This window comes from Stenotrophomonas sp. 14P6.2.3, from assembly GCF_057799055.1.
The window spans coordinates 44,620-67,877 of record NZ_JBYOLA010000006.1; the positions used below are offsets into that span (position 1 = coordinate 44,620).

18 protein-coding genes and 2 tRNA genes are annotated in these 23,258 nt (G+C 64.7%); 3 read left to right on the top strand and 17 right to left on the bottom strand.

Annotated features, from left to right (window positions below):
- Positions 1 to 5 precede the first annotated feature (5 nt).
- The gene (locus AC27VL_RS07055) at positions 6 to 1,565 is read left to right on the top strand and encodes a PepSY-associated TM helix domain-containing protein (RefSeq protein WP_488765918.1); all 1,560 of its coding nucleotides are present in this window, start codon (positions 6 to 8) and stop codon (positions 1,563 to 1,565) included.
- A 59-nt stretch (positions 1,566 to 1,624) separates the two neighbouring features.
- Here the strand turns inward: AC27VL_RS07055 and AC27VL_RS07060 are convergent, their stop codons facing one another.
- Positions 1,625 to 2,815, bottom strand: a complete 1,191-nt coding sequence (locus tag AC27VL_RS07060) for a glycoside hydrolase family 18 protein (RefSeq protein WP_488765919.1) — start codon at positions 2,813 to 2,815, stop codon at positions 1,625 to 1,627.
- Between the two features lie 205 nt (positions 2,816 to 3,020).
- On the opposite strand from AC27VL_RS07060, the gene AC27VL_RS07065 reads away from it, so the two are divergent.
- The gene (locus AC27VL_RS07065) at positions 3,021 to 4,022 is read left to right on the top strand and encodes a tetratricopeptide repeat protein (RefSeq protein ID WP_488765920.1); all 1,002 of its coding nucleotides are present in this window, start codon (positions 3,021 to 3,023) and stop codon (positions 4,020 to 4,022) included.
- Positions 4,023 to 4,125: 103 nt separating this feature from the next.
- Positions 4,126 to 5,184 carry a serine hydrolase domain-containing protein gene (locus tag AC27VL_RS07070; protein WP_488765921.1) on the top strand — a complete coding sequence of 353 codons (1,059 nt, stop codon included), beginning with the start codon at positions 4,126 to 4,128 and terminating at the stop codon, positions 5,182 to 5,184.
- Here the strand turns inward: AC27VL_RS07070 and AC27VL_RS07075 are convergent.
- The 16 genes from AC27VL_RS07075 to nuoI form a co-directional block, all read right to left on the bottom strand.
- Positions 5,153 to 6,712 carry a winged helix-turn-helix domain-containing protein gene (locus tag AC27VL_RS07075; protein ID WP_488765922.1) on the bottom strand — a complete coding sequence of 520 codons (1,560 nt, stop codon included), beginning with the start codon at positions 6,710 to 6,712 and terminating at the stop codon, positions 5,153 to 5,155. The genes AC27VL_RS07070 and AC27VL_RS07075 overlap by 32 nt on opposite strands.
- Before the next feature lie 147 nt (positions 6,713 to 6,859).
- Positions 6,860 to 8,968, bottom strand: coding sequence for a polyribonucleotide nucleotidyltransferase (gene pnp / locus AC27VL_RS07080; RefSeq protein ID WP_100553090.1), 2,109 nt, complete (start codon positions 8,966 to 8,968; stop codon positions 6,860 to 6,862).
- A 148-nt stretch (positions 8,969 to 9,116) separates the two neighbouring features.
- On the bottom strand, positions 9,117 to 9,377 hold the full coding sequence (gene rpsO / locus AC27VL_RS07085) for a 30S ribosomal protein S15 (RefSeq protein ID WP_005410445.1): 261 nt from the start codon (positions 9,375 to 9,377) through the stop codon (positions 9,117 to 9,119).
- 179 nt (positions 9,378 to 9,556) lie between these two features.
- Positions 9,557 to 10,465, bottom strand: coding sequence for a tRNA pseudouridine(55) synthase TruB (gene truB, locus AC27VL_RS07090; protein WP_191078748.1), 909 nt, complete (start codon positions 10,463 to 10,465; stop codon positions 9,557 to 9,559).
- A 109-nt stretch (positions 10,466 to 10,574) separates the two neighbouring features.
- Positions 10,575 to 10,958, bottom strand: coding sequence for a 30S ribosome-binding factor RbfA (rbfA, locus tag AC27VL_RS07095; protein WP_089236289.1), 384 nt, complete (start codon positions 10,956 to 10,958; stop codon positions 10,575 to 10,577).
- 99 nt (positions 10,959 to 11,057) lie between these two features.
- Positions 11,058 to 13,700, bottom strand: coding sequence for a translation initiation factor IF-2 (infB, locus tag AC27VL_RS07100; protein WP_089236290.1), 2,643 nt, complete (start codon positions 13,698 to 13,700; stop codon positions 11,058 to 11,060).
- Positions 13,701 to 13,792: 92 nt separating this feature from the next.
- Complete coding sequence (nusA, locus tag AC27VL_RS07105) at positions 13,793 to 15,304, bottom strand: transcription termination factor NusA (protein WP_089236291.1); 1,512 nt, start codon at positions 15,302 to 15,304, stop codon at positions 13,793 to 13,795.
- Positions 15,305 to 15,308: 4 nt separating this feature from the next.
- Entirely contained in the window at positions 15,309 to 15,899 is a 591-nt protein-coding gene (gene rimP / locus AC27VL_RS07110) for a ribosome maturation factor RimP (protein WP_089236292.1), read from the bottom strand.
- A 356-nt stretch (positions 15,900 to 16,255) separates the two neighbouring features.
- A tRNA-Met gene (locus tag AC27VL_RS07115) sits at positions 16,256 to 16,332 on the bottom strand.
- Between the two features lie 84 nt (positions 16,333 to 16,416).
- Positions 16,417 to 16,493: transfer RNA gene (locus AC27VL_RS07120), tRNA-Met, on the bottom strand.
- A 130-nt stretch (positions 16,494 to 16,623) separates the two neighbouring features.
- The gene (gene nuoN, locus AC27VL_RS07125; protein WP_089236293.1) at positions 16,624 to 18,084 is read right to left on the bottom strand and encodes an NADH-quinone oxidoreductase subunit NuoN; all 1,461 of its coding nucleotides are present in this window, start codon (positions 18,082 to 18,084) and stop codon (positions 16,624 to 16,626) included.
- 15 nt (positions 18,085 to 18,099) lie between these two features.
- Positions 18,100 to 19,608: an NADH-quinone oxidoreductase subunit M gene (locus AC27VL_RS07130; RefSeq protein WP_089236294.1), complete on the bottom strand. Its 1,509-nt coding sequence runs from the start codon at positions 19,606 to 19,608 to the stop codon at positions 18,100 to 18,102.
- Positions 19,609 to 19,631: 23 nt separating this feature from the next.
- Entirely contained in the window at positions 19,632 to 21,791 is a 2,160-nt protein-coding gene (gene nuoL / locus AC27VL_RS07135) for an NADH-quinone oxidoreductase subunit L (protein ID WP_180166332.1), read from the bottom strand.
- A 7-nt stretch (positions 21,792 to 21,798) separates the two neighbouring features.
- Positions 21,799 to 22,104: an NADH-quinone oxidoreductase subunit NuoK gene (gene nuoK, locus AC27VL_RS07140; protein WP_006381125.1), complete on the bottom strand. Its 306-nt coding sequence runs from the start codon at positions 22,102 to 22,104 to the stop codon at positions 21,799 to 21,801.
- On the bottom strand, positions 22,101 to 22,757 hold the full coding sequence (locus AC27VL_RS07145) for an NADH-quinone oxidoreductase subunit J (RefSeq protein WP_100553094.1): 657 nt from the start codon (positions 22,755 to 22,757) through the stop codon (positions 22,101 to 22,103). Before AC27VL_RS07145 ends, nuoK begins: the two co-directional genes overlap by 4 nt.
- Before the next feature lie 9 nt (positions 22,758 to 22,766).
- A complete protein-coding gene (gene nuoI / locus AC27VL_RS07150) occupies positions 22,767 to 23,255 on the bottom strand; it encodes an NADH-quinone oxidoreductase subunit NuoI (RefSeq protein WP_005417924.1) in 489 nt (162 codons plus the stop codon).
- Positions 23,256 to 23,258: the final 3 nt, after the last annotated feature.

The following is a 23,258-nucleotide window of genomic DNA, read 5'->3' on the forward strand; positions in this document are numbered from 1 at the left end:
ACCGCATGAAATTCAGTTCACAGACCCTGCGTACGTTCACCACCCTGCACACCTGGGTTGGCCTGGTCGCCGGCTTCGGGCTGTTCGTGGCGTTCTATGCCGGCGCGCTGACCCTGTTCCACCACGATCTCCCGCTGTGGCAGACGCCTGGCGCGGCAACCGCATTGCCCGCCGGCCTGGATGACGCGCAGTACCTGCTCGACGACGTGCTGGCCACGCACGCGGAGGCGCGTCGCCACGTCGGCATGACCTTCCCGGGCGCCGATCATCCGCAGCCGCTGGCCTACTGGCAGGCCGAGGACGGCAGCTGGCGCTATGCATGGCCCGGACAGACCGGCGGCAGCCCGACGCCACCGCAGACCGGGCTGGCCGAACTGGTCAACGAGCTGCATTACAGCCTGGGCCTGCCGGTGGCCGGCATCTACGTGATGGGCATCGTCAGCCTGCTGTACGGCATGGCCCTGCTCAGCGGACTGGTGATCCACCTGCCCAAGTTGCTGGGCGATCTGTTCGCGCTGCGCCCGGGCCGCAATCTGAAGCAGCAATGGCAGGACGCGCACAACGTGATCGGCGTGCTCAGCCTGCCGTTCCATCTGATGTTCGCGGTGACCGGCGCCCTGCTCTGCCTGGTGTTCATGCAGATGGCCGTACTCAATCCCCTGATCTACGACGGCAAGGCACTGCAGGCGGTACCGACGGCGATGGACACCGCGCCGCTGCGCGAGGCCAGTGGTATCCCTGCTGCACCGGGCAGCCTGCGCGAACTTCATGCACGGGCGCTGGAAGTGGCGCGTGCGCAGGGCGTGGCCAACTTCGAACCGGCCTACCTGAAACTGGCCAATGGCGGTGATGCCAACGCGACCATCGAGATCACCGGCGAGGCCAGCGGCACGCTCGGCCCGCTCGGCGCTGTCGCGCTGGATGTCGAAAGCGGCCGCGTGCTGGCCAGCCAGCTGCCCGGCCAACGCGATGCCAACCACGCCACGCTCAGTGCGGCCTATGCCCTGCACTTCGGCGAGTTCGGCAACGGCGTGGTGGTCTGGCTGTATTTCCTGCTCGGCCTCGGCGGCGCCTTCCTGTTCTATTCGGGCAACCTGCTGTGGATCGAGTCGCGCCGCAAGCGCCGTCAGCCGCAGCAGTCACGCGCGGCCGTCAACATGGCGCGGGCCACGGTGGGTGTCTGCATCGGCCTGTGCGTGGCGATCTCGGTGGCCTTCGTAGCCGCACTGGTGCTGGAGCGGGTCGCCCCTGCCCAGGTCGACCACGGCATCCGCTGGGCCTGCTTCGTGACCTGGGCGGCGTGTGCGCTGTGGGCAGCCCTGCGCCGCCCGGCACAGGCGGCGCGCGAGCTGCTGTGGGCCGCAGCGATCAGCACCGCGCTGGTGCCGGTGGCACACGGCGCCCTCAACGGTGGCTGGCTGTGGTTGGCCGCCGCACGCGGCCACTGGCCGTTGTTCTGGATCGATGCGATGGCACTGGCGATGGCCTTTGGCTTTGCCCGCCTGGCGTATGCGAGCCAGCGGCGGGCCCGCAACGGTGACCCCAACAGCGTGTGGGCGAACTGACCACCCGCCATCGATGATCGGATTGCAGCGCCGGCCCTTGCCCGGCGCTGACAGCACGCTCAGTCGCCGACGCGGGCCTTCTGCCACGGAGCCAGCATGGCGTTGAGCAGGCTGGCCTGCTCGTCGTCACCGGTCAGCTCCCACATGAAGACACCGGCCAGGCCCTGCTCGCGCGCGAACTGCGCCCGCAGCCCGATCGAACGCGGGTCTTCATAGCTGATGAAAATCTTCTCGGTCGGGTTGTACAACCACGGGCTCTGCGCCTGCGGCTGCCAGTGCTTGTTCCAGCCCGGCTGGTCGAGATAGCGCGCCTTGATCACCCGCCAGTCACCGGCATCGGCCGGAGCGCTGTAGGCCTGGTACAAGCCATCTGCCGACTCGCCGGTGACCTTGAAACCGCGCCCATAGAACGGCACGCCCAGCACCAGCTTGCTCGCGGGTACGCCATGCTCGCGGTAGTACTGCACGGCACCGGCGACGTTGTTCCAGCGCCGCAGTTCCGGCGCCAGCGGATCGGCAGGCACTTCATGCAGGGGGGCATTGAAGGTCGACACCGCCGAGAAGCCGGTGCCCATGTCATAGCTCATCAGGTTGATGAAATCGAACACCTTGGCCAGCGCCGGCAGATCGTAGCTGGCGACGGGATCGTACGGACCGTCGGTCTGCAGGCGACCTGCCGCCAGCGCCGCAGTCAGCAGCATCGGCTGCCCCGCCTTTCTGCCGCGAGCATCCAGCGCCACGCGGAAGGCCTGCGCAAGCTTGGTCAGGTTGGCACGGTCCTGCGGACGGTGCGCCAGTTCCTTCGGGCCACCACTGACCGGGAATTCCCAGTCGATATCCACACCATCGAAGCTGCCGGCATGGCGCTCGAAGAACAACGCCATGCACGAGTCGACCAGGCGCCTGCGGCTGGCCTCGGTCAACGCAGCGTCGGAGAATCCTCCTGCGCCCCAGCCACCGATCGAAATCAACGTGCGAAGATGCGGATGACGGCGCTTGAGCTCGGCCAATGCGGCGAAGTTGGCCGGCGCCTCGGCTCCGATCGCACAGCGTCCGTCCTCGATGGTGGAAAACGCATAGAACAGATGGGTGAGTCGTTCGGCCGGGATGCTCGATACCGGATAGCGCTCGGCCGAACCGCCGGGGTAGTACGCACCGAAGATCGGCGGTTGCGCGGGTTGCGCCTGTGCGGCAATGGGCAGGGTACCGGCGATCAGCACTGCAAGTACGGCCAAGGTCTGGCGGAACATGGAAACTCCCGGGTCGAAGGCGCAGCCACGTTAGCAAACAGATCGGCCCAGGGTGCGGATGTCCGTGCAAGTCGTCCGCCGGACAGTGGCCGGCCACTGGAAGCTGACACGGTCGGGGCTGCGTAACGTCGAAAGCACTTCGCTGCAGGACAACACGCGACCTGCCTGGGCTAAGGTGGCGCTGGATCTTCAATGGCACACGGACATGACCGCAGACCACGACGCAGACGACAAACTGCTGGACGACGAAACCCTCGAAAAGCTGCAGGCAATGGAAGCGCTTGCCTATGCAGCGTTCGATGCTGGCGACCTGGCGGAAGCCACTGCCCTGTTCGGCGAGCTGATCGAACTCACACCCGAACTGCCCAATCTGCACTACATGCGCGGGTTGGCGCACAAGTACCTGCGCGACTGGCCGGCGTCGCTGCAGGACAACCTGCGCTCGGAACAGCTGCGCGATGCATTCGACGAGGCCAGCGCATGGAACGCCGGCATTGCCGCCACCGGCGCCGGTGACTGGGCCGAGGCGCGCCGACAATGGACCCGTTGCGGCATCACACTGCCCGAAGGCGAAGGCCCGATCGACGGCAATTTCGGCGTTGCCTGTGTCCGCTTGAATCCGTGGTCCAGCGGCGAGACCGTGTACATGCGCCGATTGGATCCGGTGCGTGCACGGGTGGAGAACGTACCGCTGCCTGAGAGCGGGTTCCGCTTCGGCGACATCGTGCTGCATGACGGCGCATCCACCGGGCATCGCAGCCATGGTGAGCGTCAGGTACCGGTGTTCAACGCCATGCAGCGTCTGCAGCCGTCGGACATGGCAACCCATGCCGTGTTCGTGCAGTGCGATGGACCGGAGGACATTGCCGCGCTGCGCGCGCTGACTTTGCCGGGCATCGGCCTGGTCGAGGACTGGACCGAGTCGGTGCGTCACCTGTGCCTGCGCTGCAGCTATGGCACGCCGCACCAGCACGATGACGACCGTGGCGATGACGAGACCCGTGATGATGACGATCGCTGGGAAAGCGAACGCAACCTCGGTATCGCCGCACAGGGCCGGACCGCGGTGGAGAAGCTGATGGCGGTATGGACGGCAGCCGGCAGGGGGCGCGTGCTGGAGGCGATTGAACAGCGCGAGCATCCGCTTCCGGATCCGGAGCCCGGTCAGGTGTGGTGGCTGGGGCACGAAGAAGAACAGCCCGTGTAGCGCCGAGCCTTGCAACGCAAGGCTTTCAGAATTCTTCAGGGGAATTTCCAGCACTTCAGCCGGTGCTCTGGCCCAATCGGGCTCCTTTCGATGGAGCCCGATCATGCGTTCACTCCTGGCCATTTCCGGCCTGCTGGCATCTCTTCTCAGCCTGCCCTGCACCGCCGCCCCACCCGACCCTGCGCGTCTGCAGGCGCTGGAACACGCCATTGCCAGCGATGAACTGAAGCAGATCCGCAGCGTGCTGCTGCAGGTGGACGGCAGGGTCGTCTACGAGGGCTACTTCAACGGCGCCGATGCGCAGACCCTGCACGACGTGCGTTCGGCCAGCAAGAGCGTGACCGCCCTGCTGGTGGGGGCCGCCATCGGCGAGGGCAAGCTGCCGGGCGTGCACGCCCGCATCTATGACTACTTCCCCGCCTACACCGCGCTCCACCCGGTGGATCCGCGCCTGCGCCAAACCACGGTGGAAGACCTGCTGACCATGAGTTCCCTGTGGGAGTGTGATGACGAGAATGCGTTCTCGGCAGGCAACGAAGAGCGCATGTACGTGACCGAACGCTGGCTCGATTTCACCCTGGGGTTGCCGGTCAAAGGATTTGCACCATGGATGCAGCGTCCGGCGAACAGCCCGCACGGGCGTGCCTTCGCCTACTGCACCGCCAATTCCTTCGTGCTCGGCGCCGTGCTTGAACAGGCGACCGGTCAGCCGCTGGCAGACTACGCCGCGCGCGTGCTGGAGCGACCACTGGGAATCACGGCAAGCCACTGGAACCGGTCGCCCGAGGGCATCGGCATGGGCGGTGGCGGGACGCGCTACCGCAGCCGCGATCTGGCCAGGCTGGGCCAACTGGTACTCGATGGCGGCCGCTGGCAGGGCCGACAACTTCTGCCGCGCGACTACATCGCCGCCATGATCCAACCGCAGGCACAGGCCGGCGATGGCAGTGACTACGGTTATCAATGGTGGGGATTGAAACTGGCGGTCGACGGCAAACCACAGACGGTGTGGGCAATGTCCGGCAATGGTGGCAACTATGTCTTCGTGCTGCCGCAGCATCGCGCCGTGGCCGTGGTTACCAGCCAGGCCTACAACCGCAGCCTGGCCCACCCACAGTCGCGACGGATTCTCACCGAGTTCCTGTTGCCGGCGCTGCGCTGAGGCCCGAGAGATCGGCGGGACGCCAGTCGGCAGCCAGTACCCGGCTGCGTTGGCGTGCGATATCGGTATCGATGCGCGCCAGCAGAGCCGCCCATCCCGAAGTGTTGTGCAAGGGCGCGAACAGCGGCGTGGCGCGCAGCCACGCCGCATCGCGGAAGCCGTCGTTGACCGCCTGCTGCAACGCCCCCATCGCGGCAGCGGTGTTGCCTGACGCCTGCAGCAGCAGGGCCCGCTCCAGAGCGGCGTCGGACCAGCCATCACCGGCCTGTGCCTGCAGCGATGCGAGGCGGTCGCCAATCCATTCCGGTGATGGGCCCGGCGCTGCGTACAGCATGGCCAGGGTCTGCCCGAACGACTGCTGCGGACGTAGTTGGCGCCCCTGCTCGAAGGCAGCGGCGGCGGCGGCGCGATCCCCGGCCTGCAGCGCCAGTTCGCCCTGCAGCCGCAGCAGTTGTGGATGCGGAGTGCCGCGCGACAGCGCTTCGGACAGCGCCTGTCTGGCTGGCCCGGATGCACCGGCTGCAAACAGGCTGCGCGGCCAGGCGATGTTGGCAAAGACGTTGTCGGGGTACAGCTGGAAGTTCCGCGCGTGACGTTGTGCCGCCGCTTGGGTGAAGCCCAGCAGCTCCAGTTCACGTGCCACCTGCACGTCGCGGAAACGCAGGCGCTCGGGCGCCTTCAATGCGAGATTGTCGCGCAGCGCAAGAACAAGATGGCCCTGCTCCTGGTGCAGATAGGCCAGCGATGCGCGCGTGCGCTCATCAGCGGGATCCAGCTGGATGGCGCGCTGGTAATCGGCAATGGCATCGCCCATCCGCCCCAGGCAGTCGTAGGCATAGCCGCGCAATGCGTGCGCCGCACCGTCATCGAAAGCGCGACGGAGTTCGGCGTCCGCCAGGGCAAGGGCTTCGTCTACCTGCGCAGCCGGGCCATTGAACAGGCACCCTTGCGCGGACAAGGCACGTGACAGCCCGCGTCGTGCGCTGCTGGATTCGGGATCCACCTGCAGTGCCTGCCGGTACAGGGCAATGGCACGCTCGTTGTTGCCGGCCTGGCCGATGCTGGCGTAGTACTCGGCGCGCTGCAGCAAGGCCTGCGCGGCCGGCGGCGATGGCGTAGCGGGCCACAGTAGAACAGTGGCCAGTACGACAACGGCGGCGGCACCGCCGGCCAGCCAAGGCCACTTGCGGCGTGCAGCTGGCGGCGAGGTCCGCTCCAGCGCGACCGGCGCAGCGCACAGCTGGTAGCCACGCCCACGTACCGAGCGGATATACCGCGGGCGGCGGCTGTCGTCGCCCAGCGCCTTGCGCAGCAGCTTCACCCGCTGGCTGATCGCATCTTCGCCCACGACCGCTGGTGCCCAGACCTGTTCGGCCAAGGTGTCGAAATCGACGATGTCGGTACCACGCTCCAGCAGCACTTCGAACAGGCGCCAGCTCAGGCCATGGAGCGGCAACGCGACACCTGCGCGGGTGACCCGCTGTGCAGGGAAATCTATTTCAAGGTCGAGCAGACGCAGGCTGTCCATGCGCGAAGCATAGCGGCCGGTGCGGCCTGCGGGACGACAGGCAAAGAAAAAGCGGGCCGAAGCCCGCTTTTTCATTTCGGCGTGTCAACCAAGGTTGACACCTACCGGAATCGAGGCGTGCCAACCAAGGTTGACACCCACCGTCGATTACTCGGCGGTGGCGCCTTCGCCTTCCTCGACGGCCTTCATCGACAGGCGGATACGGCCCTGCTTGTCGACTTCCAGCACCTTGACCTTGACCACGTCGCCTTCCTTCAGCACGTCGCCGACCTTCTCGACGCGGTCGCTGGAGATCTGCGACACGTGCACCAGGCCGTCCTTGCCCGGCAGGATGGTGACGAATGCACCGAAGTCCATGATCTTGGCGACCTTGCCTTCGTAGATGCGGCCCGGCTCGACGTCCGAGGTGATCTGCTCGATGCGGGCCTTGGCAGCCTGCGCAGCGATGGCATTGACCGAAGCGATGACGATGGTGCCGTCATCCTGGATGTCGATCTGGGTGCCGGTTTCCTTGGTGATGGCCTGGATGGTCGAACCACCCTTGCCGATCACTTCGCGGATCTTGTCCGGGTGGATCTTGATGGTCAGCAGACGCGGCGCGTAGTCCGACAGCTCTTCGCGCGGAGCGGTCAGGCCGTGGGCCATTTCGCCCAGGATGTGCAGACGGCCAGCCTTGGCCTGCTGCAGAGCCTGCTTCATGATCTCTTCGGTGATGCCTTCGATCTTGATGTCCATCTGCAGGGCGGAGATGCCCTCAGCGGTACCGGCAACCTTGAAGTCCATGTCACCCAGGTGATCTTCGTCACCCAGGATGTCGGACAGGACGACGAAGCGATCGCCTTCCTTGACCAGACCCATGGCGATACCAGCAACCGGTGCCTTCACCGGCACGCCGGCGTCCATCAGGGCCAGCGACGAGCCGCAGACCGATGCCATCGACGAGGAGCCGTTGGATTCGGTGATTTCCGACACGACACGGATGGTGTACGGGAAGGATTCCAGCGACGGCATCACTGCCAGCACGCCGCGCTTGGCCAGACGGCCGTGGCCGATCTCGCGACGCTTCGGGCCCATCATGCGGCCGGTCTCACCCACCGAGTAGGGGGGGAAGTTGTAATGGAACAGGAAGTTCTCTTTGTACTCACCGGAGACGGCATCGATGACCTGGCCATCACGGGCGGTGCCCAGGGTGATGGTCACGATGGCCTGCGTTTCGCCGCGGGTGAACAGCGAGGAACCGTGGGTACGCGGCAGGATGCCGGTCTTCACTGCGATCGGGCGGACGGTGTCCAGCGCACGGCCGTCGATGCGGACCTTGGTGTCCAGCACCGAGTTGCGCATGGTGCTGTATTCCAGCTCGCCGAATTCCTTCGACAGCTCGGCCGGGTTCCAGCCTTCAGCGGCCACGCGACCAGCCAGCGACTCGACCACGTCCTTCTTGATCGCCGAGATGGCGTCGCGGCGCTGCAGCTTGTCGCGCACCTGGAAGGCTTCGCCCAGACGCGGGCCGATGGATTCCTGCAGGGCGCTGATCAGCACGTCGTTCTTGGCCGGAGCGACCCAGGTCGACGGCTTGGTGCCGGCTTCCACGGTCAGTTCGTTGATCGCGTTGATGACCTTCTGCATTTCGCGGTGACCGAAGGTCACGGCGCCCAGCATCACGTCTTCGGACAGCAGCGCGGCTTCGGATTCCACCATCAGCACAGCGTTGGCGGTACCGGCAACGACCAGCTCCAGCTCCGAATCCTTCAGTTCGGTCACGGTCGGGTTGAGGATGTACTCACCGTTCTTGTAACCCACCTTGGCGGCGGCGATCGGACCCTTGAACGGGGTGCCGGCCAGCGACAGCGCAGCCGAGGCACCGATCAGGGCAGCGATGTCACCATCGATGTCCGGGTTCAGCGACATCACCGTGGCGATGATCTGGACTTCGTTCTTGTAGTCTTCCGGGAACAGCGGACGGATCGGACGATCGATCAGACGCGAGATCAGGGTTTCCTTCTCGGTCGCGCGGCCTTCGCGCTTGAAGAAGCCACCCGGGATACGGCCACCGGCGTAGAACTTCTCCTGGTAGTCACAGGTCAGGGGGAAGAAGTCCTGGCCCTCACGCGCGCTCTTGGCGGCAACGGCGGAGACCAGCAGCACGGTGTCGTCGAACTTGACGATGACGGCGCCACCGGCCTGGCGGGCGATTTCGCCGGTCTCAAGCGTGACGGTGTGCTTGCCGTACTGGAAGGTTTTGGTGATTTTTGCCACGGAGGGTGTCCTTGGGGATGCTGTCTGCGAATGGACCGAGGGCGACCCTTGCCGCCAACGGATGATCGGTCGTTCCGATCTGAAAAAGGTATTGCGGTGCTACAAAACAAAACCGCGGCGCATCGCTGCGCCGCGGGGGATTCGTTGCTTAGCGACGCAGGCCAAGCTTCTCGATCAGGGCCTTGTAACGCTCGACGTCCTTCTTCTTCAGGTAGTCGAGCAGGCTGCGGCGGCGGTTGACCATCTGCAGCAGACCACGGCGGCTGTGGTGATCCTTCTTGTGGGTCTTGAAGTGGCCGGTCAGCAGTTCGATGCGGGCGGTCAGCAGTGCAACCTGGACTTCCGGGGAGCCGGTGTCAGCCGAGCTGCGCTTGTTGTCTTCAATGACCTTCTGGGTGTCGATCGACATGTCTTTTTTTTCTCTGTGATGCGTGGCCGGCAGGAACGCGCTTTCGCGCACCGCCTGGCTCGCCGTGAACCAACAAATGGATGAAACCCGCCTTCGGCAGGCTGCCGTAAAACGGCCGCGAAATTGTAACGGCCAGGGGGCTTTGGAACAAGGTCCGGGGCTGAACCGGGCCTCCCCGTTCAGAGGTTGAAGCGGCGCTGCGGGGCCAGCAGACCGCCATCATCGACCTGGCCCAGGCCCTGCGCCACCGATCCGGGACCAAATACGGCCACCAGACCGCGTGGCCAGGAAGGGTTGCGCTGGCGCTGGCCTACGCAGAAACGCTGGACCTGCTCGGCGTCCAGGTCGACCCGGGGATACTCGGACAGACCGGCTGCAAGCGGTAGCAGCAGCGCGTCCATGGCGGTCTCGTCCTGCGCTTCCACCAGGGCCCTCAGCTGCTCCAGGGTGACCATCGCCGGTTCGTGGAACGGCTCCACCCACAAGCGACGCAGGGCACTGATGTGCGCCCCGCAGCCCAGCGTTTCACCAAGGTCACGGGCCAGACTGCGGATATAGGTGCCCGAGCCGCAGGTGACCCGCAGCCGCAGCCGCTCGGGCTGCTGCTCCAGTATCTCAATGGCATGGACCTTGACCTGGCGCTCGGGCGCCTCGATGGCGTCGCCTCGGCGGGCCTTCACATAAAGCGGTTCCCCGCCCTGCTTGAGCGCGGAATAGATCGGCGCACGCTGCAGGATGTCGCCCAGCAGCGGCGCTATTGCCGCCTGCAGGGTCTCGGGACTGATCGCAGGCACCGGCCGCTCGAGCAGCACCTGGCCCTCGGCATCATCGGTATCGGTGGTCTGGCCCAGCACGATCTCGGCGTCGTAGGACTTGGCCGAGCCCAGCAGCAGGCCGGCGATCTTGGTGGCCTCGCCGAAGCACAGCGGCAACAGGCCGGTGGCCAGCGGGTCAAGGCTGCCGGTGTGGCCGCCCTTCTCCGCACGGAACAGGCGACGAGCGACCTGCAGCGCGGCGTTGGAGCTCATGCCGGTCGGCTTGTCGAGCAGCAGGATGCCATCCAGGCGGCGGAACTGAATTCGGGTCATGACAGGTACGGGTAGCGCCGGGCCATGCCCGGCGAGCGCGCAGCGCGGTCTGCATCAGACATCGCGCAGCCGGAATGCAACAACGCCGGGCATGCCCGGCGTCGCGCGGTTATTCTTCGTCGCCTTCGCGGCGCTTTTCGGCGGCCACGGTATCGGGCAGGTCGCGCAGCAGGTTGTCGATGCGCTCGCCACGATCGACCGAGTCGTCGTAATGGAAATGCAGCTCCGGCACATGCCGCAGCTTCATCGCGCGCGCCAGCTCCATGCGCAGGCCCCAGGCCAGTTCCTTCAGGCCCTTCATGGCTTCAACCGAACGTTCCGGCATCAGCGCGGTGACGAACACCTTGGCGTGGGCCATGTCGCGGGTGATTTCCACGTCGGACACGCTCACCGAGGGCAACCCGTGCTCACGCACGGCGTTGTGCACCAGGGTGCCGAGTTCACGGCGCAGCTGGGCGGAGACACGGTCGGTTCGATGGAAAGTCTTGGGCACGCGGCAGGCTCTTGATTCGATTGTGGCCCAACCGAGGTCAGGCACTACAGTTTACGGGATGAAACGAGACCGGCCCGTGAGGGCCGGTCCGTTGCAGCATTACAGGGTGCGCGGCACTTCGATACGCTCGAAGCACTCGATCTGGTCACCCGGCTTGACGTCGTTGTAGGCCTTCACCGCGATACCACACTCGGTACCGTTGCGGACTTCCTCGACGTTTTCCTTGAAGCGGCGCAGCGATTCCAGTTCGCCTTCGAAGATCACCACGCTGTCGCGCAGGACGCGGATCGGCTTGTTGCGCTTGACCACACCCTCGATGACCATGCTGCCGGCGACGGCACCCAGCTTGGAGCTGCGGAAGACGTCGCGGACCTCGGCGATACCGATGATCTCTTCGCGGATCTCCACGCCCAGCAGACCGGAGGCCACCTGCTTCACCTGATCGATCACGTCATAGATGATCGAGAAGTAACGCAGGTCCACGCCGTTGGATTCGATGATGCGACGGGCCGAAGCATCCGCACGCACGTTGAAGCCGATGACGGTGGCCTTCGAAGCGGCGGCCGAATTGGCGTCCGACTCGGTGATGCCGCCCACGCCGGAGTGGATCACGTTGATGCGGATGTCGTCGTTGGACAGCGCCACCAGGGCCTGGCTCAACGCCTGCACCGAACCCTGCACGTCGGCCTTGATGACCAGGTTGAGGACCTGCTGGCCCTCGCCCTTGCCCAGGGTCGCCATGATGTCTTCCATGCGGCTGCCAGCGGTGGCGACCAGGCGCGATTCGCGGCGCTTGGTCTCACGCTGCTGGGCAACGTCCTTGGCCAGACGCTCGTCGTCGACGACGACGAAGTCGTCACCGGCTTCCGGCACGCCGGACAGGCCCAGGACCTGCACCGGGATGGACGGGCCAGCGAACTCCGGCTGCTTGCCGGTTTCGTCGAACAGCGCACGCACGCGGCCGTACTGGATACCGCACACCAGGTAATCGCCCTTCTTCAGGCGGCCCTGCTGCACCAGCACCGTCGCGATCGGGCCACGGCCCTTGTCCAGCGACGATTCGATGACCACGCCGTTGGCACGACCCTCGTCGACCGCCTTCAGTTCCAGCAGCTCAGCCTGGACCGAAACAGCTTCCAGCAGATCGTCGATGCCCAGGCCGGTCTTGGCCGAGATCTCCACCATCTGGGTGTCGCCACCGAAGTCTTCGGCCACGACCTGCTCGGAGAGCAGCTCGTTCTTGACCCGCATCGGGTCGGCGCCGGACTTGTCGATCTTGTTGATCGCCACGATCAGCGGCACACCCGCCGAACGGGCGTGCTGGATCGCTTCCTTGGTCTGCGGCATGACGCCGTCATCGGCAGCCACGACCAGCACCACGATGTCGGTCAGCTTGGCACCGCGGGCACGCATCGAGGTGAACGCGGCGTGGCCCGGGGTATCCAGGAAGCTGATGACGCCCTTCGGCGTTTCAACGTGGTACGCACCGATGTGCTGGGTGATGCCGCCGGCTTCGCCGGTGGCGACCTTGGTGCGACGGATGTAATCCAGCAGCGAGGTCTTGCCGTGGTCGACGTGGCCCATGATGGTGACCACCGGCGGACGCTGCACGGCCTCGCCCTTGTTCTCACCCGCCGATGCCAACAGCGCGTCTTCGGCGTCGTTGTCGCTGGCGCGGATCGCCTTGTGGCCCAGCTCTTCGGTGACCAGTGCCGCGGTGTCGTGGTCGATGGACTGGGTGATGGTGGCCATCACGCCCATCTTGAACAGCGCCTTCACCACCTCGCCGCCCTTCAGCGCGAGCTTCTGCGCCAGGTCGGCCACGGTGATGGTGTCGCCGATCGCCACTTCACGCACGACCGGTGCGGTCGGACGCTCGAAGGCATGCGGGCCGGAGTTGCCACCGCCGCGCGACATGTCGCGACGGCCGGACGTCGGACGGCTGCCCGGGCGACCACGGTTGTTGCTGTTGTTGCTGTTGCCACGGCGCGCACGATCGGCAGCGGACAGGTGCATCTGACCGGCAAAGCGGTCACCCGGTCCACGCTCGTTGCGCGGCGCGTTGCGGTTGTTGCGGTCGTCGCTGCGCGGCGGCGCTGCACTACGCGGAGCAGCCGGGGCTGCGGCCGGAGCGCGCGGCGGGCGCGGCGCGGTTTCGTCGATCGGAGCACGCACCTTGGGCTTGCTGGCAGCCAGGGCCTCGGCAGCCTTGGCGGCAACCGCAGCTTCCTCGGCCGCCTTCTTCTCGGCCTCGGCACGCTCCTTGGCAGCGACCTCTTCCTCGCGTGCACGGACGATGGCCTCGTCACGCAGGCGGTCCTTCTCGGCCAGGGCCTGCTGCTCGGCAAGGTTGCGTGCGCGCGACTCTTCCAGCTTGCGCAGGATGTCGGCACGCTCTTCGTCCGGGGTCATCGCACGAGCACCATCCTTGACGTAGGTGCGCTTCTGGCGCACTTCCACGTTCACGGTTGTCTTGCTGCGACCGGAACTGACCGTCACTTCCTGTTGCTTGCGACGGTTGAGGGTGATCTTCTTGGCAGACTGATCAGTCTCTTCCGGGGCCTGCTCGGGCTTGCCGTGCGAGCGACGAAGGAAGCCCAGGAGCTTCACTTTCTCGGAGCTGGTCACGACCTGGTCGGGACCGCTGAACTTCATGCCGGCACCAGCCAGCTGTTCCAGCAGTTTTTCGACCGGTGTATTGACCAGTTCAGCAAGCTTGCGGATGGTGGTTTGCTGCGACATTCGGATCCTATGATCTTGTGGGCGCCCCCCCGCATCTGGAGGTGGCGCGGATTCTACGCCCTGATCGGCTCAGGGCCCTGTTCATTGCCGGCTCATTCGCCGCGTTCCAGTCGGGCGATTTCCTCGGCACGCGCGGCCAGGATCAGCGCCGCGGCGCGCTCCTGGTCCAGCCCTTCAATGCCGAAGTCCATGACCTCGTCGGCGGCCAGGTCGGACAAGTCCTCGCTGGTACGCACGCCGTGGCCGGCCAACGCGTATGCGGTGGCTTCGTCCATGCCCTTCAGGGACAGCAGGTCCTGTGCCGGCTGGCCGTCCTCCAGGCCTTCCTCGACTGCCAGGGCCTCATTGAGCAGCGCATCGCGGGCACGTGCGCGCAGCTCTTCGACGATGTCTTCGTCGAAACCTTCCACGGCCAGCAGTTCGCCGACCGGTACGTATGCAATTTCCTCGACCGTGCCGAAGCCTTCGCTGACCAGGATGCCAGCGATTTCCTCGTCCACTTCCAGCTTGTCCATGAACAGCTGGCGGGCCGAAGCCTGCTCGGCTTCCGACTTGGCGGTCACCTGGTCCTGGGTCATCACGTTGAGCTGCCAGCCGGTCAGGCGGCTGGCCAGGCGCACGTTCTGGCCGCCCTTGCCGATCGCCTGGGCCAGGCGGTCTTCAGCAACGGCCAGGTCCATCGAATGCTTGTCTTCATCGACGATGATCGACTGCACTTCGGCCGGCGCCATCGCATTGATGACGAAGTTGGCCGGGTTCTCGTTCCACAGGACGATGTCCACGCGCTCGCCATTGAGCTCGTTGGACACGGCCTGCACGCGCGAACCACGCATGCCGATGCAGGCGCCGATCGGATCGGTGCGCTGGTCGTGGGCGAGCACGGCGATCTTGGCGCGGTCGCCCGGATCGCGGGCACAGGCCTTGATTTCCACCAGGCCCTGGCCGACTTCCGGCACTTCCAGCTTGAACAGCTCGATCATGAATTCCGGTGCGGCGCGGCTGATGAACAGCTGCGGGCCACGCGGTTCCGAACGCACTTCGGCCAGGTAACCGCGGACGCGGTCGCCGGCACGCAGGACATCACGCGGAATGCCCTTGTCCTTCGGAATGAAACCTTCAGCGTTGCCGCCAAGGTCGACATAGATGTTGCCGCGCTCGGCGCGCTTGACCACACCGGTGATGAGCTCGCCCACACGGTCGGCCCATGCATCGACAACCTGCTGGCGCTCGGCTTCGCGCACGCGCTGCACGATCACCTGCTTGGCGGCCTGGGCGGCGATGCGACCGAAGTCGGGGTTCTCGATCTGCTCTTCGATGTAATCGCCGACGTCCACGCCTTCGGCTTCGTCGATCGCGTCCATCAGGCGGATCTGGCGATCCGGCGATTCCATCACTACGTCATCGGCCACCACTTCCCAGCGGCGGTAGGTTTCGTAGTTGCCATCCTTGTGGTCGATGACCACGCGGGTCAGCACTTCCTCGTCGGGATAGCGCTTCTTCGCTGCCGAGGCCAGGGCGGCCTCGATGGCATCGAAGATTACTTCACGCGGCACGCCCTTCTCGTTGGCGACCGCGTCCACTACCAGCAACAGTTCCTTGCTCATTGGCTCACTCCGCGCGCGGCTTCTTTGCCGCCGGCTCGTTGGAAGAAGAATTCTTGTTCGGCTTCGGACGCTTCGGTGCCGGACCGGTCGGCTTGCTCGGGGCCAGCCCCAGCGCCACCCAGTCAGGCATGATCCGCGCCTTGTCGATGTTGTCGGCCGACACCACCAGTGCGGTGTTGTCGACAATGAAGGTGATGCTGCCCTGCGCCTCGTCGATCGCGTCGATGCGACCCTGCAGGCGACGGCGGTTTTCCTGCGGCAGCTTCAGGGTGACCTTGGCCGATTCGCCGAGGTGACGACCGAACTGCTCCAGGTTGAACAGCGGGCGATCCACGCCCGGCGAAGACACTTCCAGCGTGTAATTGCCGCTGATCGGGTCCTCGACGTCCATCTGTGCAGAGACTTCGCGGCTTACCCGCTCACAGTCGTCCACATTGATGATGCGCTCGGGCTGTTCCGCCAGCGGCACGTCGATGTAAAGGCGAAGGGTCGCACCGCCGGGGGCCGGCAGATACTCAACGCCCAGCAGCTCCAGGCCCAGCGACACAACGGTCGGGGCGAGCAGATTCGCGATGTCGGTTGCCTTGTCGCTCACAGCCTGCCTTGATCTCTTGGTTGGGTGCCGGCCTTGGCCAGCATGGAAACATGACGCCCCGAAAACGACGAAGGGCCCGCTGGGCCCCTTTTCCGGAAAGACTCCGGTGACTGGATTCCGGTTGCAACGCGCTGAACAAGCGTGCTGCGGCCCTCCTTCCGTGTGGATCTCCGATGGGGAGCGCCGCCGTCAGGGGTACTTCTAGGCCGCTGATGATAGCCCCTGCACCGCTCTGGTGCAAGGCTGCGGCCGTGCTGAAACCCTCCGCTGCGCTCGCCGGGCATGGCCCGGTGGATCAGCGGAAGCGCCAAAGAAAAACGCCTTCGAAGCAGAACTTCGAAGGCGCATTCTTTACTTGGTAGCGGGGGCAGGATTTGAACCTGCGACCTTCGGGTTATGAGCCCGACGAGCTGCCAGACTGCTCCACCCCGCATCAGAAGCGGAATTATGAGGGATAACTTCAAAACCTGCAAGCTTTTCCTCATTCATCGAACTGGTTGGCGCCGATTCGATGTGTTGGTAGCGGGGGCAGGATTTGAACCTGCGACCTTCGGGTTATGAGCCCGACGAGCTGCCAGACTGCTCCACCCCGCACCGGAAGTGTTTGAACCGCTGCCTCCACTCTGGCGAGGGAGTGCGCTCCGCAACGATGTTCTGGCTGAACCGCTGCAGTGACAACTCAAGCTGCGTATATTACACGAATCGCGCAGCTTTGTGTCAACTTTTATGCAAGATGCGCAAATGCCTGCTGGCACCAGACCATGATCGGGTTCCAGGCCAGGCCCAGCGCCAGCAATGCCAGTGCGTTCACGCCCAGCACCACGCCCAGCACGCGGTCCTTGCTGCGCGGCATGGCCTCGCCCACCGGCTCATCGAAGTACATGACCTTGATGACGCGCAGGTAGTAGAAGCAACCGACCACGGCGCACAGCACGCCCAGGATCGCCAGCCACAACAGGCCGCCGTTGATGGCGGCGCCGAGCACGGCCAGCTTGGTCCAGAAACCGAGGAACGGCGGGATACCTGCCAGCGACGCCATGATGCACAGCACCAGGCCGGCCATCCACGGGTTGCGGGCGTTCAGACCCTTGAAGTCCTCGATGTTCTCGGCCTCGAAGCCGGCACGCGACAGCGCGATGATCGCGCCGAAGGCTGCGGTCGACATGATGGCGTAGGCCAGAGCGTAGAACAGCGCAGCCGCATAACCCTGCGAACCGCCACCGGCGATGCCCATCAGCAGGAAGCCGATGTGCGACACGGTGGAGAACGCCAGCATGCGCTTGAGGTTGCTCTGTGCGATGGCCATCAGGTTGCCGATCACCAGCGACAACGCGGCCAGGCCGGCAATCATCAGCTGCAGTTCGGTCGACAGCGGACCCACGCCCATTTCCAGCAGGCGATAGGCCATGCCGAAGGCGGCCAGCTTCGGTGCCGAGCTGATGAACAGCGCGATCGGTGCCGGAGCACCCTGGTACACGTCCGGCAGCCACATGTGGAACGGTGCGGCACCCAGCTTGAAGGCAACACCGGCAATCATGAATACCGCGCCGGTGATCAGCAGCACGCGCTCTTCCGAGTGCGGGATGGCGGCCTGGATGGCATCCAGGTGCAGGCTGCCGGTGGCGCCATAGATCAGCGACATGCCGTACAGCAGCAGGCCCGAAGCCAGCGAGCCGAGGACGATGTATTTCATCGCCGCTTCCGAGGCCAGCCCGCTTTCGCGGTTGCTGGCGACCAGCGCGTAGGAGCACAGGGCCAGCAGTTCCAGGCCCAGGTACACCATCAGCAGGCTGCCGGCGGAGACCAGGATCATCATGCCGGCGGTACCGAACAGGATCAGCACCGGAATCTCACCCTGGAACAGCTTGCGCTCGCGCAGGTAGCCCCAGCCGTAGATCAGGGTCAGGCCGCTGAGCAGCACGATCCCGGTCTTCATCACGTCCGCGGCGGTATCGCGCACGAACATGCCATGGAAGACCTCCCCCTGCCCGCCCACGCCGGTGGCCAGCATGAACAGCACCACGGCCAGTGCGGCGACCGAGAACAGGTGGGTGACGATCTTGTTCCGTTCGCTGACGAACAGGTCGAGGATCATCAGGGCGAAGGCACTGCCGATCAGCACCAGCTCGGGAGCGAGCGGTGGCAGGTCAGCGGCGGTCAGTGGCAGCAGCGGCGAGGTGGTCATCATCAAATCCTGGAATTACAGCAGCTTGCTGGATGCGATCTGCATCGCCAGCTTTGCGATCGAGGGCTCCATCAGGTCGGTCAGCGGCTTGGGGTAGATGCCCAGGGCCAGCACGCCAATGGCGAACACGCCCAGCACCAGCCATTCGCGGCCGTTGATGTCCTTCAGTTCGGCGACGTGGCTGTTGGCCACCTCGCCGAAGAAGACGCGCTTGTACAGCCACAGGGTGTAGGCCGCGCCGATGATCAGGGTGGTGGCTGCGCCCAGGGCGATCCACGGGTTCCGCTGGAACGCCGCGAGGATGACCATGAACTCGCCGACGAAACCGCTGGTACCCGGCAGGCCCGCATTGGCCATGAAGAACAGCATGGCGAAGGTGGCGAACCAGGGCATCACGTTGACCACGCCGCCGTAATCGGCGATGCGGCGGCTGTGCATGCGGTCGTACAGCACGCCGACGCAGGAGAACATCGCGCCGGACACGAAGCCGTGCGAGATCATCTGCACCATGGCGCCCTGCAGGCCCAGGCGGGCCGCATCGACGTTGCCGGCTTCACGCACCAGCCACAGGGCAATGAAGGTGCCCAGGGTGACGAAGCCCATGTGCGCGATCGACGAATAGGCGATCAGCTTCTTCATGTCGTCCTGCACCAGGGCGACCAGGCCGACGTAGATCACCGCGATCAGCGACAGTGCGATGACCAGCCATGCCCACTCCTGCGACGCATCGGGGACGATCGGCAGGTTGAAGCGCAGGAAGCCGTAGCCACCGATCTTCAGTGCGATGGCGGCCAGGATCACCGAACCGGCGGTCGGCGCTTCCACGTGCGCGTCCGGCAGCCAGGTGTGCACCGGGAACATCGGCACCTTGACCGCGAACGCGATCAGGAAGGCGAAGAAGATCCAGGTCTGTTCCTTGCCCGACAGCTGCAGTGCATAGAGGTCGGCCAGCTGGAAGCTGCCACCCTTCATGTACAGGTAGATCAGCGCCACCAGCATCAGCACCGAGCCGAGGAAGGTGTACAGGAAGAACTTCAGCGCGGCGTAGATGCGGCGCGGGCCGCCCCAGACACCGATGATCAGGAACATCGGGATCAGCATCGCCTCGAAGAACACGTAGAACAGCATCGCGTCCGTGGCCGAGAAGATACCGACGGTGACACCTTCCAGGATCAGGAAGGCCGCCACGTACTGGTTCACGCGCTTGTCGATCGCGCTCCAGGCACCGATCAGGGCGAGCACGCTGACCAGCGTGGTCAGCAGGATCAGCGCTACGGCGATGCCGTCCACGCCCAGGTTGTAGCCGATGTTGTAGGTCGGGATCCAGGCGTGGGTCTCGACGAACTGCAGCGCGTCGATGCCCGGGTTGTAGCCGCCCAGCAGCGAGAGACTCGCCACGAAGGTCAGCACCGCGACGCCCAGCGACGCCCAGCGGGCGGTCTGCGCATCACGGATCGCAAGGATCAGGGCACCGCCGAGGATCGGCAGCCAGATGAGGACACTGAGTAGAGGCCAGTTCGACACGTCTTCTTATTCCGTACAGGTCATCAACGCAGGTAATGCATCAGCACGCCCAGGAGGGCAATCAGGCCGATGATCATCGCGAAGGCGTAGTGATAGAGGAAACCGGATTGGGTACGGCGCAGCACGCTGGCTGCGACGTCCACAACACGTGCCGAGAGATTGACCACGCCGTCGACGATGTTGCTGTCGATCCAGCGCGAGACCTTGCCCAGCTTGACGCTGCCACCGGCGAGGCCATCGATCCACAGCTTGTCGAAGCCGTACTTGTTTTCCAGCACGGACACCACCGGGGCGAAGGTCTTGCGCGCCTTGCCCGACAGGTCCGGCTTCCACAGGTAGAACAACGCAGCCAGCAGGAAGCCTGCCAGGGTCAGCCAGAACGGCGGCAGCATCATGCCGTGCAGCGCGAACGCCACCGGACCATGGAACTCCTCGCCCAGGAAGGCCACGGTGTTCTTGGCCGGATCGTAGAAATCGACGATGCCGGTGAAGAACGTGTTGACCTGGCCCTTGATCGCCGCATGGGCGTGGTGACCGGCCCAGTCGGTGCCGTGCAGCATCGGACCGATGCTGAAGAAACCGATGGCGATCGACGGGATGGCCAGCAGGATCAGCGGCAGCGTCACCACCCACGGCGTTTCATGCGGCTCATGCGGACCGTGGCCATGGCCGTGGTCGTCATGCGCGTCGGCATGGTGTGCGTCGGCAGCATGGTGGTCGTCATGACCATGGCCGTGATCATCGTGTGCATCGCGGAAGCGTTCCTTGCCGTGGAAGGTCAGGAACAGCAGGCGGAAGCTGTAGAAGCTGGTCACCAGCACGCCACCCAGCACTGCCCAGTAGCCATAGGTGGCCACCCAGCTGTTCTGCATGTGGGCGTGGATCTCGGCGGCCTCGATGATGGTGTCCTTCGAGTAGAAGCCGGAGAAGAACGGCGTACCGACCAGGGCCAGGGTACCGATCCACATGGTGATGAAGGTGATCGGCATGTACTTGCGCAGGCCGCCCATCTTGCGCATGTCCTGCTCGTGGTGCATCGCGATGATGACCGAGCCGGCCCCCAGGAACAGCAGCGCCTTGAAGAAGGCGTGGGTCATCAGGTGGAAGACGGCAGCGGAGTACGCCGACACGCCCAGCGCCACGGTCATGTAACCCAGCTGGGACAGCGTGGAGTACGCGACGACGCGCTTGATGTCATTCTGCACGATGCCGATCAGGCCGGTGAAGAACGCGGTGGTGGCACCGATGAACAGGATGAAGTTCAACGCGGTCTGCGACAGCTCGAACAATGGCGACATGCGGGTGACCATGAAGATACCGGCGGTCACCATCGTCGCGGCGTGGATCAGCGCCGAGATCGGGGTCGGGCCTTCCATCGAATCCGGCAGCCACACGTGCAGCGGAACCTGCGCCGACTTGCCCATGGCGCCGATGAACAGGCCGATGCAGATGACGGTGGCGATCGACCAGATCACCGGCTCGTTGAGCAGCTGCATGCCGAACATGGTGCCGTCCCAGATCTGCAGCTGGGCGCGCGGGTCGGCGAGCATGCCGGCCTGCGAGAACACCTGCGAGTAATCCAGGGTACCGAACACCCACAACACACCGGCGATGCCCAGCAGGAAGCCGAAGTCACCGACGCGGTTGACCAGGAACGCCTTCATGTTGGCGAAGATCGCGGTCGGACGCTTGAACCAGAAACCGATCAGCAGGTACGACACCAGGCCCACTGCTTCCCAGCCGAAGAACAGCTGCAGGAAGTTGTTGCTCATCACCAGGGTGAGCATCGAGAAGGTGAACAGCGAGATGTAGCTGAAGAACCGCTGGTAACCCGGATCGTCCTGCATGTAGCCGATCGTGTAGATGTGGACCAGCAGCGACACGAAGGTCACCACCACCATCATCATCGCGGTCAGCTTGTCGACCATGAAACCGACGTGGGCCGAGTACTGGCCGACTTCGAAGAACGTGTACAGGTTCTCGTTGAACGGCTGAGCCCCGCCCCACAGCAGCTGGTAGAGCGTGTGCATCGACAGGCCGCAGGCAACGGCGACACCGAGGATGGTGATGGTCTGCGCGCCGAAGCGCTTGACCTGGCGACCGAACAGGCCGGCGATGATGCTGCCGAACAGCGGTGCAAGCACCACTGCGATCAACAGACTCTTGGAGAGAGTGATTTCCATCTGTGGATCAGCCCTTCAACGAATCGACTTCGCCGACATTGATCGTTCGGCGTGTACGGAACAGGGTCACCAGGATCGCCAGGCCGATGGCGGCCTCGGCTGCGGCGACGGTCAGGATGAAGAACACGAACAGCTGACCGGACGGATCACCCAACTGACGCGAGAACGCGACGAAATTGACGTTCACCGACAGCAGCATCAGTTCGATGGACATCAGCAGGACGATGACGTTCTTCCGGTTGAGGAAGATGCCGGCCAGGCTGATGGCGAACAGCACCGCGCCGAGCGCAAGCATGTGGCCAAGGGTAATCACGGCTGGGTCTCCTCGCCGGCAACCGGCTTGCTGTTGCTGTGCACGACCGGCACTTCGGCGCCCATCTTGACCATGCGCAGGCGGTCGCCCGCCTTGACCATGGTCTGTTCACCCGGGTTCTGGCTCTTCACACCGGTACGGCGACGCAGGGTCAGCATTACCGCGGCCACAACAGCCACAGTCAGGATGACGGCAGCGAACTCGAACGGCAGCAGGTACTCAGTGAACAGCGTGCGGGCCAGCCAGGTGACGTTGGAGCTGTCTGCAGCAACCGCGGCGGCGTTGTCGGCCGGGAACGGAGTGACCGCCCTGCCCTTCACGCCGATCAGGGTCAGCATCTGCACCAGCATCGCCACGGCAACGATGAGGCCGACCGGCAGGTAGCGCACCCAGCCTTCACGCATCTTCGTAGGATCGATGTCGAGCATCATCACCACGAAAAGGAACAGCACCATCACCGCACCGACGTAGACCAGCACCAGCGCAACACCGAGGAACTCGGCACCGACCAGCAGCCACACGCAGGCGATGGAGAAGAAGGTCAGCACCAGGCACAGGACAGCATGCACGGGGTTGCGCACGCTGATCACTGCAGCGGCCGAAACCGTTGCCGCGATGGCGAAGACCCAGAAAGCGATATTTACCCAATCCATCTCTCGACCTCAGCGGTAAGCGGCATCGGCGGCACGACGCTCGGCGATCTCGGATTCGAGACGGTCGCCCAGGGCCAGCAGCTGCGGCTTGGTAACGATGTTTTCGCCACGATTCTCGAAGTGGTACTCGAGGATGTGGGTCTCGACGATCGAGTCCACCGGGCAGCTTTCCTCACAGAAGCCGCAGAAGATGCACTTGAACAGATCGATGTCGTAGCGCGTGGTACGGCGGGTGCCGTCCTCGCGCTTGGCCGAATCGATGGTGATGGCCAATGCCGGGCACACCGCTTCGCACAGCTTGCAGGCGATGCAGCGCTCTTCACCGTTGGGATAACGGCGCAGAGCGTGCAGGCCACGGAAGCGCGGCGACTGCGGGAACTTCTCCATCGGGTACATCATCGTGTACTTCGGCTTGAAGCTGTACTTCAGCGTCAGCCAGAGACCGGCCAGCAGTTCGAGCAGCAACAGGCTCTTGAAGTAATGGGTAATCCTGTTCATCAC

What these genes read in the sequence shown, in the direction of transcription:
- AC27VL_RS07070 (WP_488765921.1), top strand. Translation starts at nt 4,126, where the DNA reads ATGCGTTCACTCCTGGCCATTTCCGGCCTGCTGGCATCTCTTCTCAGC.
- AC27VL_RS07055 (WP_488765918.1), top strand. Translation starts at nt 6, where the DNA reads ATGAAATTCAGTTCACAGACCCTGCGTACGTTCACCACCCTGCACACC.
- infB (WP_089236290.1), bottom strand. Translation starts at nt 13,700, where the DNA reads ATGTCGCAGCAAACCACCATCCGCAAGCTTGCTGAACTGGTCAATACA.
- AC27VL_RS07145 (WP_100553094.1), bottom strand. Translation starts at nt 22,757, where the DNA reads ATGGATTGGGTAAATATCGCTTTCTGGGTCTTCGCCATCGCGGCAACG.
- nuoL (WP_180166332.1), bottom strand. Translation starts at nt 21,791, where the DNA reads ATGGAAATCACTCTCTCCAAGAGTCTGTTGATCGCAGTGGTGCTTGCA.
- rpsO (WP_005410445.1), bottom strand. Translation starts at nt 9,377, where the DNA reads ATGTCGATCGACACCCAGAAGGTCATTGAAGACAACAAGCGCAGCTCG.
- AC27VL_RS07060 (WP_488765919.1), bottom strand. Translation starts at nt 2,815, where the DNA reads ATGTTCCGCCAGACCTTGGCCGTACTTGCAGTGCTGATCGCCGGTACC.
- nusA (WP_089236291.1), bottom strand. Translation starts at nt 15,304, where the DNA reads ATGAGCAAGGAACTGTTGCTGGTAGTGGACGCGGTCGCCAACGAGAAG.
- nuoN (WP_089236293.1), bottom strand. Translation starts at nt 18,084, where the DNA reads ATGACCACCTCGCCGCTGCTGCCACTGACCGCCGCTGACCTGCCACCG.
- AC27VL_RS07075 (WP_488765922.1), bottom strand. Translation starts at nt 6,712, where the DNA reads ATGGACAGCCTGCGTCTGCTCGACCTTGAAATAGATTTCCCTGCACAG.
- truB (WP_191078748.1), bottom strand. Translation starts at nt 10,465, where the DNA reads ATGACCCGAATTCAGTTCCGCCGCCTGGATGGCATCCTGCTGCTCGAC.
- nuoI (WP_005417924.1), bottom strand. Translation starts at nt 23,255, where the DNA reads ATGAACAGGATTACCCATTACTTCAAGAGCCTGTTGCTGCTCGAACTG.
- AC27VL_RS07065 (WP_488765920.1), top strand. Translation starts at nt 3,021, where the DNA reads ATGACCGCAGACCACGACGCAGACGACAAACTGCTGGACGACGAAACC.